We start from the raw sequence: 8,552 nt of genomic DNA, 5'->3' as shown, positions 1-8,552 counted from the left end.
GGCGATGAAGGAGACGACTCCCGACCTGGCGCCGGCCATCGAAGCCGAGCCCGCGCTGTCTCGAATTCTCTCGAAGGATGCCGCCACCGTGCGCGACAGCTCGGGGCGCCTGCTGGTCTGGGAGCCACCCGCGAAGCGCGCGGCCTGAGCCACTCGCAGAATCCGCACCCATTTAGGGAGCACACGCCCTGAAAGGTGCAACGCATGGCCACGCGAACCAACGCGTCCGAGCTGCTTCCGCTCCCGTCTCCCTACCTTGAAGACGACATCGACGACGCGGTCGCATTCGACGTCGCCGACTTCGACGACCTGCGGCTGCTGTCGGCGTTCGACGGCGAGGCTCTTTCCCTCCGTCTCCAGGTGGCCGAGCTGTGAGGCTCCTCGTGGCGCTCGACCCCGGGCTTCGCGAGTGTGGCATCGCGCTCTTCGACCTCGACACGGGCGAGCTGCTCGTCGCGGGCATGCCGACCAACTTCGAGTCCAAGGCCCGTGGGCTGGCGGCATGGGCGAGCATGGCCACAGCCACAGCCGCGTTCGTTTCGTCGTTCCTGGAGCCGCTCAGGGCCGCTGGTGAGGCCGTCGCTATCGTGGTCGTGAGCGAGTGCCCCCAGGTCTACACGGCCGGGAAGTCCAAGGGAGACCCGAACGACCTCATCGAACTTGCCGGGGTCGTCGGTCGCGTCGCAGGCGCCCTGGGGGCCACGTCGGAACGGAGCGTCCTGCCGCGCGAATGGAAGGGGACGCTCAACGGCGACGTCATGGTCGAGCGCATCAAGTCGCGGCTCGACGAGCGGCCCTGCGAACACCTGCGCGTTCAGCTCCCCCGCGCCCAGGACAAGCAGCACAACGTTTGGGACGCGGTCGGCATTGGGCTCCACGCCCTCGGTCGCCTTGCGCCCCAGAAGGTCTTCCCCAGGTGATTCCGCTCCTACTCTCGAAGCGACAAGCCGCAAGGCTACTCGGGGTCAGTCGGGGCAGGACCCTTGACGAGCTGATCAAGTCAGGATTCCTCCGTCCTGTCCTTGTTCTTGGGCGGTTGAAGCTTCCTCGCGAGGAGGTGGAGCGATTGGCAAGAGAGGGCACCGAACCGATGCCTCGCCCCCGGAGCGCAACGCGACCGCGAGCATCTCGCCCTCGGAGCGCGTCGAGCGTCGGCGCTGCGATTCGGGCCATCAAGATCGACTAGAACAATGTTGGCACCTTCGCCGGCACAGCGTGCGTGGCGTAGAACCTCTTCGTTGTTCGTTCGCTCTTGTGGTTGAGGAAGGCGGCAACGGCCGCAGGGTTCGCCCCAGCGTTGATTGCCCACGTCGCGACGGAATGTCGTAGGAATCCCGGCCGCAAGGGCTCCGCGAGCTTGGCGGTCGTGCTGGCGCCCTCAAGGGCGCGGTGGAAGGCGTCGTAGCTAAGCGCCTTCACCTTCAAGATTCGGCGTGCAGCCTCTGCAACTTGGTCGCTCACGGCCGTTCGCAGGGGCTCTCCTGCTTTGGTTTGCGGGCAGGCCAACACGACGCCACCATTGAGTGGGTGCGGCTCAACAGTTCCGCGCTCCGCGAACCGGGCAAGCTCGTTGAAGTGCCACCCAGTTCCGGCGAGCACGTCGAGCGCGTCACGCGAGAGACCGGTCAGCGCATCGCGAACGGCAAGGAACTGTTCGCGAGAGACCGCCTTCGGAGTCGTCCATTGCTCAGGTCGAGCTTGGGGGACAGACAGGCCTGCGCTGGGGTCGTCCTGCTTCTTCAGAACGTGCCGAACCTTGATCAGCCAGCCACAGAACGCCTTGAGGGTTGCGATGTGCTGCTTTCGCCCAGTCTTCGCGTCGTCCAATTCGGTCACGAGGCGAGCGGTCGTGACCTTCCGCAACTCCACAGCTCCGAGGCGCTCTGCCCACCACGCGAGGGACCGCTGCTGATCGCTAACCCACTTTGCAGAATTCTTCTTTTCGTCCCGTGACCATCGAAGAAACGACTCGACCAGTTCTGCGGTGAGGGACAGCGCCCCCTCTTCATCTCGCAGCCCGCCTCGGGGTTCGTAGCTATCGGGATCCGCTTCGAACCGCTTGAGTTGCTCGTGTGCGGCGCGGCTCGAATGGCATCGAGTGCTGACTTCGAACAGCCGGCCGTTGACTCGGCGCAGGATGTAGTAGGTGTCTCGACCTTTACTGTCCGTGCGGACGTAGCCGCCATCCCACTTCCGAGCGACTCGACTTCGCATGTAGCTGTGGCTCCCGTGGGCTCTACTGGCAGGTTGGAACAGAGTTGGAACGGTTCCATTCCAGCATACCCATTCCCCTCTGAAAAGCGTCGGCTCCCGAGCGGATTTTAAGTCCGCTGCGTCTGCCAGTTCCGCCACTCGTGCGCACGAGGCCCGGAGGCCACCTCGCCCTGCCGGCGCACGGTAGCGCCAAGGGTCGGTGGGTTCTACACGCATTCCACGGCCCGCGAGGCCTCACCAGGTCTCCTGCCCGCCGCTCCTGGCCACACCGTCGGCGGCCTCCGGGTCAGCGCCCCTCGCGCGCGGGAGCGGTACGGAAGATGGCGCCCGCTCGAATCGCGGCCACGGTGATGAGGCCATAGGCGGCGAGGCCCCCGGCGACGAACATGAACAGCGTGGGGAGCGGCGCGCCGAACCGGGCGACCGCGAGCCAGCCGAAGCCCGCGGCGATGACGAGCCGGGCTGTTCCCGCGAGGAATGGCCAGAGCACCCGGGCCATGCCCTGCGCGGCGAAGCCCAGGACGAACCCCAGTCCCAACAGGCCGTACAGCGGCGCGACGATGCGCAGGTACGTGACGCCGGGCGCGAGCACCGCCGGCTCCTCGCTGAAGAGTTGCACCCACCCGAGCGGGAAGAGCGCCGCGGCGAGTCCAATCACTTCCGTCACCGCGAAGCCCAGCCAGGCCCCCGCCCAGGCGACGCGCCGGGCGCGCTCGACGTCGCCCGCACCCGCGCTGACGCCGACCAGCGTCAGCACCGCCGTGCCCAGTCCGAACAGCAGGGGCACCAGCAGGTAGTCGAGCCGGGAGGCGATTCCATAGCCCGCGAGCGTCTCGACCCCGAACAGCCCCACCGCCCCGGTGACGACGATGACCATCAGGTTGGGCTGCACCGCGCCCAGCGCGGTCGGCAACCCCACGCGCAGGATGTCGCGCAGCAGGCGGCCGTCCAGTGGCCCCGGCGACAGCCGCAACGTGGCGCGGCCCGATGCAAGGTGCCACACCAGCCACAGCGCGGCGCCCACATAGAACACGTCCAGCGCGACCCCGGCCCCGACGATTCCGAGCCGCGGAAGGGGCCCGAGGCCGAAGATGAGCGCGGGAGAGATGACGACCATGACGCCCGCGCCCACGAGCGTCACCGTCGCGGGCAGCTTCACGTTGCCCGCGCCTCGCAGCGCGGCGGCGAGCAGGTTGACCACCCAGAAGGGGATGGCGCCCGCGAAGAGCGTGTTCGAGTACTGGACCGCAGCCTCCAGCGCGCCCGCGTCGCCCCCCAAGGCGCGATAGAGCGCGGGTCCCCCCCACCAGGCGAGCCCACCCGACACCAACCCCAGCACCACGCCCAGCACCACCGCGTGCCAGAGCAGGGCCTGGGCGTCGCCGCGCCGGTTCGCGCCCAGGGCCCGCGCCACCGCGGACGCCACGCCACTGCCGATGCCACCGTTCGACAACATCGTCATCAGCATGAAGACCGGGAACACCAACGACGCCCCCGCGAGCGCGTCGGTGCCCAGGAAACTCACGTACCAACTCTCCGCCACCCCGACGACGGACTGGGCCACGAGCACCGCCGTCGTCGGCACCGCCAACCGCAGGAGCGTCCCCAGGATGGGGCCTCGCAGCAGCACCTCGTGCGCGGCCGCGGGCCCCGCGGGCACGGGGCGCACCTGCGGGGAGCCTTCCGCTTCGACCACGTTCACCTGGGGCGCGCTCACGACTCCTCCGGTAGTCGGATTCAATATATGATGAGTATAATACCGTCGTCCCGTGTCCCGCAGGGAACAGGGCGGCGGCGCGGCGCCACCCGGGGCGGGAGTGTCGCCTCGGGTGCGCGGGGCTGGGGCCTACATGCCCATGGGAATCATGAACATCGTGCCGGAGCCCGCAATGGTGGTGAGACCGGGGACGACGAGGCACGACATGAAGTCGATGGTGGTCAGGGTCAAGGCGACGCTCAGGCGTGTGCCCTCGTACCTCCCGGAGCGGATGATGCCGGAGTAGATCTCCACGGCCGCCTCGCGATGCACGACGAGCGTCGCCGCGCTCGTGGTGCCGTCATCCCAGGTGAAGGTCCCGCTGACGTTGGCGTCGCCGCTGTAGCAGGACGTGGTCCCGAGCCCGGTGAGGGTGATGGTGCCCGACGGGGACTCCATCGGGCGGGTCGGGTTGGCGCAGGGGCCGAAGTTCACGCGGGACTGATTGAACGTCGTCTGCGGGGTGAAGGTGGCGCCGGGCTGGTAGGTCGTGGTGGCGGCGATGGGGCAGGTGAGGGCGACCGTCTGGGCTCCCGCCTCGAGAGCCGGGACGAGGGTCCCCAGGAGGGAGAGGAGGAGCGGCGTGCTACGGGGGATGGAGAGATGGATGCGCATGGATTTGGTTTCCGCGGGGCCCCCGAGAGAAGAGGGCGGGAGCCCACGCCGGCCGAATCTGGCGGCCTCGTCGCGGCGCCGCTTGGCTTCCAGGTGCGTTTGAACACTGGCGCCGTGTCTGTCCATGTCATCTCGACACAAACGAGACATCGCGAAGGTCGACGGCTCGTCCAGGTGGACATTCTCACCGGGCGGGAACCGCGCGCGGGTGTCGGGAACTTCGATTACCGGACTGCGCTGCCTGGCCGCGCGCCCACTCTGCTCGTGACCTCCCCGCGAGCGCGTTCTTGCTTCGTGGTGGGCGCGCGCCCGACGGACTCAACAGTCCCCACGCCCACGCGGACGATGGGATTCCAGGTCGCGATCCGGAAGATGGCCGCCCCTTTGCGAGGGGAAGTTCTTGTCGCGACGAGGGTCCATGCGAAAAGTGTTGAAGGCGGTTGCGTTGATGGGGTCCCTGGGTTTGCTGTGGGGCTGCGGCTCGGAGTCGTCCGACTGCAGGGAGCACCCCCGCGGATGCAGGCCGGAGCCGGACCCGGGAAGGCCGCCAGGGCCCGGCCCTGGTGGTGGCAATCCGGGAGGTGGCAACGCCGCTGCCTGCCCGGTGGAGGCGCCCAGCCTCGTCAGTCATGCGCCGCCCACGCGGGTCTCCTCCGTGGGGGACCGGCTGGCGGTGGGCGTGTCGGTGGAGTCTCCCGAGAAGTGCGGGCACCGCTACGAGTGGTCGGCGAACGTGGGCGAGGTGAGCGTGCCGCGCAACCTGCTGCGCTCCAGCGAGGTCGACTGGACCGTGGCCTGTGGCTCGAGCGGCACGCCGCCGGTGTTGTCCGTGAAGGTCACCAACCTGCATGGCCTCTCCAGCACCGCGCGCTTCCCGATGATGGTGGCCTGCGAGCGCTGGTCCGCGGCGGGCAGCATGGTGTCGGGGCGCTCCGGCCACGCGGCCACGGTGCTGCCCTCCGGCAAGGTGCTCGTCACCGGCGGCGCGGGCCCCTCCGGCAGCGTCTTCACCGCGGAGCTCTACGAGCCCGATACCGGCACCTGGACGGCCCTGCGCCGGATGACGGCGTCCCGCGCCGGCCACTCCGCGACGGTGCTGCCGTCCGGGCGCGTCCTCGTCGTCGGTGGCTCGAGCGAGGGTGGCTCGCTCGCCACGGCCGAGCTGTATGACCCGGACTCGCGCACGTGGACCATCACCGGCAGCATGTCGGGCCCCCGCGCGTACCACACCGCGACGCTGCTGCCCGGCTCCGGCCAGGTCCTGGTGACGAGCGGCACCGGCACCAACGGCGAGCTGTCCACCGCGGAGCTCTACGACCCGAACACCGGCACCTGGAGGTCGACGGGCGCGCTGACCATCGCGCGCACGGGCCCCTCGGCCACGGTGCTCCCCTCCGGCCGCGTCCTCGTCGCGGGGGGCTCGCGCAGCCGCAATTGGCTCGACTCGGCGGAGGTCTATGATCCGCTCACCGGCGCGTGGACGACCACGGGCCGCATGAGCACGGGGCGCTACCAGCACACCGCGAGCGTGCTGCCGTCGGGGAGGGTCCTGGTGGCCGGCGGTGGCTCGTCCGGCAACACCAGCGCGGAGATCTACGACCCGGCCCGTGGCGTCTGGTCCCTGACTAGCAGCATGGGGCAGGGCCGTCAGGCGCACTCCGCCGGCGTGCTGTCCTCCGGCAAGGTGCTCGTCGTGGGCGGCATCGGGACGGACGCCACCGCGGAGGTCTTCAACCCGGAGACGGAGACGTGGCAGGCCACGCGGGGGATGGCCATCGACCGGCACGAGCACGTCCTGAGCGTGCTGCCCTCGGGCGAGGTGCTCGTCACGGGTGGCAAGTCCATCCTCGGCTCGGGCCCGCTGGCCTCGGCGGAGCGCTACGGCCTGGCGGCGGGCTCCTGGTCCGAGTCGAGCCGCATGCCCTCGGCGCGCGTGGGGCTCTGGGCGGGCATCACCCACTCGGGGCAGGTGCTCGTGCTGGGCAGCCCCACGCAGGCGGGCGCGCGGGAGGTCACCGCGGTGGACTCCTACGACCCCTCGACGAACACCTGGCAGACGGTGGACAACCAGCAGGTCTCCCTCGCCGACAGCACGGTGACGCTGCTGCCCTCGGGCAAGCTCCTGCTGATCGGCGGCACGTCCATGCCGAACGGGCCGCTCCTGTACGACCCGGCCACGCGCACCACCCGGAAGACGGGACCGATGCTGCAGAACCGCACCGGCCACTCGGCCACGCTGCTGGCCTCCGGCAAGGTCCTGGTCGTCGGCGGGCAGGTCGACAACAGCCTGCTGTCGACCGCGGAGGTCTATGACCCGTCCTCCGACACCTGGACCGCCACCACGGCCATGTCCACGCGCCGCGTGCACCACACCTCCAGCCTGCTGCCCTCCGGCAAGGTGCTGGTGGCGGCGGGCAGCAGCGGGGACGTCGTCGCCACGGCGGAGGTCTACGACCCGTCGTCGGGGACCTGGAGCGCCACGGGCAACCTGACGGCCGCCCGCGCCTACCACTCGGCGACGGTGCTGCCGTCGGGCCGGGTGCTCGCGGTGGGCGGAGAGAACGCGTGGTCCGGCGCCTCGGCCGCGGAGGTCTACGACCCCGCCTCCGGCACCTGGACGTCCGTGCCCGGTGGCATCGCGGGCCGCTACCACCACACCGCGGACCTGCTGCCCTCCGGCAAGGTGCTGGTCGCCGGCGGCGTCACCCACGTCACCGGCTCCCTGCCGGACGTGGAGGTCTACGACGCCGGGACGAACACCTGGAAGCGCGCGGCGAGCATGAAGTGGCCCCGCTCGCGGCATGCCTCGACGCTGCTGTCGTCGGGCCGGCTGCTGGTCGTGGGCGGGTACGGCGAGTTCTCCGCCGTCACGTCGGAGCTCTATGACCCGGCCACGGACACGTGGGGCGACACGGGCGGCATGCGCGCCGCGCGCTCGCTGCACACCGCGACCATGCTCCCCTCCGGGCAGGTGCTGCTCGCCGGGGGCCACGCGGAGACGTCGCACCTGACGAGCGCCGAGCTCTACGACCCGGCCTCCGGCATCTGGAAGACCACCGGTCGGCTGAACCAGGCGCGCGCCAGCCACACCGCCACCGTGCTGCCGTCGGGGGGCGTGCTGGTGTCCGGCGGGCGCAACGCCGAGCGCATCCTGGCGACGTCGGAGCTGTACAACGCGGCGTCGGGCACCTGGGCCTCGCTCGGCTCCATGGCGCAGGCGCGCGTGGGCCACACCGCGACGTTGCTCGCGTCCGGGCGCGTGCTCGTCACGGGCGGCATGGGCCCGAGCGGCGCGCTCGCCTCCGCGGAGCTGTACAACCCGACGACGGGCACGTGGAGCGCCACGGGCAACATGCGGCAGTCCCGCGCCGAGCACACCGCCACCGTGTTGCCCTCCGGCCACGTGCTGGTGGTGGGCGGCTCCACGGGCGGCGGCGTCTCCAGCGGCGCCGAGCTGTATGACCCGAACACCGGCACCTGGACGTCCACGGGCGACCTGCACATGGCGCGCGGCGCGCACACGGCCCTGCTGCTGACGCAGGGCAAGGTGCTCGTGGCGGGCGGTGACGGCGGCGGCTCGTCGGGCGCCCTGGCGACGTCCGAGCTGTTCGACCCGGCGACCGGGACGTGGACGCTCGTGGGCAACCTGCGGGCTCCCCGCCAGAACCACACGATGAGCATGTTGGAGTCGGGGGTCGTCCTGGTGGCGGGTGGCTCCGCCGTCCATGCGTCGCTGCCCATCGCGGAGGTGTTCGACCCCAGCACCGGGACCTGGACGGCGGCGGGCAGCATGGCCATTCCTCGCCGCAACCACACCGCCATCGTGCTCAGCTCCGGCCAGGTGCTGATGTCCGGTGGCTCCACGGGCCTGGATGGCAGCCTCGCCGCGGTCTCCAGCACGGAGCTCTACGCGCCCTGACGGGCCGTAGGGACGGCACCCTCCGTCCCCTGTCGTGCGACCCGTACC

6 protein-coding genes are annotated in these 8,552 nt (G+C 70.5%); 3 read left to right on the top strand and 3 right to left on the bottom strand.

Translation table 11 applies throughout. The features are described 5' to 3' along the window. Positions 1-204 precede the first annotated feature (204 nt). Together LZ198_RS42300 and LZ198_RS42295 are read left to right on the top strand one after the other, a co-directional pair. Entirely contained in the window at positions 205-375 is a 171-nt protein-coding gene (locus LZ198_RS42300; protein ID WP_253977859.1) for a hypothetical protein, read from the top strand. After that, a complete protein-coding gene (locus LZ198_RS42295; protein ID WP_253977858.1) occupies positions 372-920 on the top strand; it encodes a hypothetical protein in 549 nt (182 codons plus the stop codon). Before LZ198_RS42300 ends, LZ198_RS42295 begins: the two co-directional genes overlap by 4 nt. A 262-nt stretch (positions 921-1,182) precedes the next feature. Here the strand turns inward: LZ198_RS42295 and LZ198_RS42290 are convergent, their stop codons facing one another. From LZ198_RS42290 to LZ198_RS42280, 3 genes are all read right to left on the bottom strand, one after another. Then, positions 1,183-2,214: a tyrosine-type recombinase/integrase gene (locus LZ198_RS42290; protein WP_253977857.1), complete on the bottom strand. Its 1,032-nt coding sequence runs from the start codon at positions 2,212-2,214 to the stop codon at positions 1,183-1,185. 286 nt (positions 2,215-2,500) lie between these two features. Next, positions 2,501-3,931 carry an MATE family efflux transporter gene (locus LZ198_RS42285; protein ID WP_253977856.1) on the bottom strand — a complete coding sequence of 477 codons (1,431 nt, stop codon included), beginning with the start codon at positions 3,929-3,931 and terminating at the stop codon, positions 2,501-2,503. A gap of 129 nt (positions 3,932-4,060) precedes the next feature. Beyond that, a complete protein-coding gene (locus LZ198_RS42280) occupies positions 4,061-4,585 on the bottom strand; it encodes a hypothetical protein (RefSeq protein ID WP_253977855.1) in 525 nt (174 codons plus the stop codon). A 418-nt stretch (positions 4,586-5,003) separates the two neighbouring features. Here LZ198_RS42280 and LZ198_RS42275 point away from each other — a divergent pair, with 418 nt between their 5' ends. Continuing rightward, positions 5,004-8,504 (top strand): kelch repeat-containing protein, encoded by a 3,501-nt coding sequence (locus LZ198_RS42275; RefSeq protein ID WP_253977854.1) that lies wholly within the window; start codon positions 5,004-5,006, stop codon positions 8,502-8,504. Positions 8,505-8,552: the final 48 nt, after the last annotated feature.

This window comes from Myxococcus dinghuensis, from assembly GCF_024198235.1.
GTDB classification, from domain to species: Bacteria; Myxococcota; Myxococcia; order Myxococcales; family Myxococcaceae; genus Myxococcus; species Myxococcus dinghuensis.
This window is presented reverse-complemented; position numbering and strand designations above follow the sequence as displayed.

What these genes read in the sequence shown, in the direction of transcription:
- LZ198_RS42275 (WP_253977854.1), top strand. Translation starts at nt 5,004, where the DNA reads ATGCGAAAAGTGTTGAAGGCGGTTGCGTTGATGGGGTCCCTGGGTTTG.
- LZ198_RS42280 (WP_253977855.1), bottom strand. Translation starts at nt 4,585, where the DNA reads ATGCGCATCCATCTCTCCATCCCCCGTAGCACGCCGCTCCTCCTCTCC.
- LZ198_RS42300 (WP_253977859.1), top strand. Translation starts at nt 205, where the DNA reads ATGGCCACGCGAACCAACGCGTCCGAGCTGCTTCCGCTCCCGTCTCCC.
- LZ198_RS42290 (WP_253977857.1), bottom strand. Translation starts at nt 2,214, where the DNA reads ATGCGAAGTCGAGTCGCTCGGAAGTGGGATGGCGGCTACGTCCGCACG.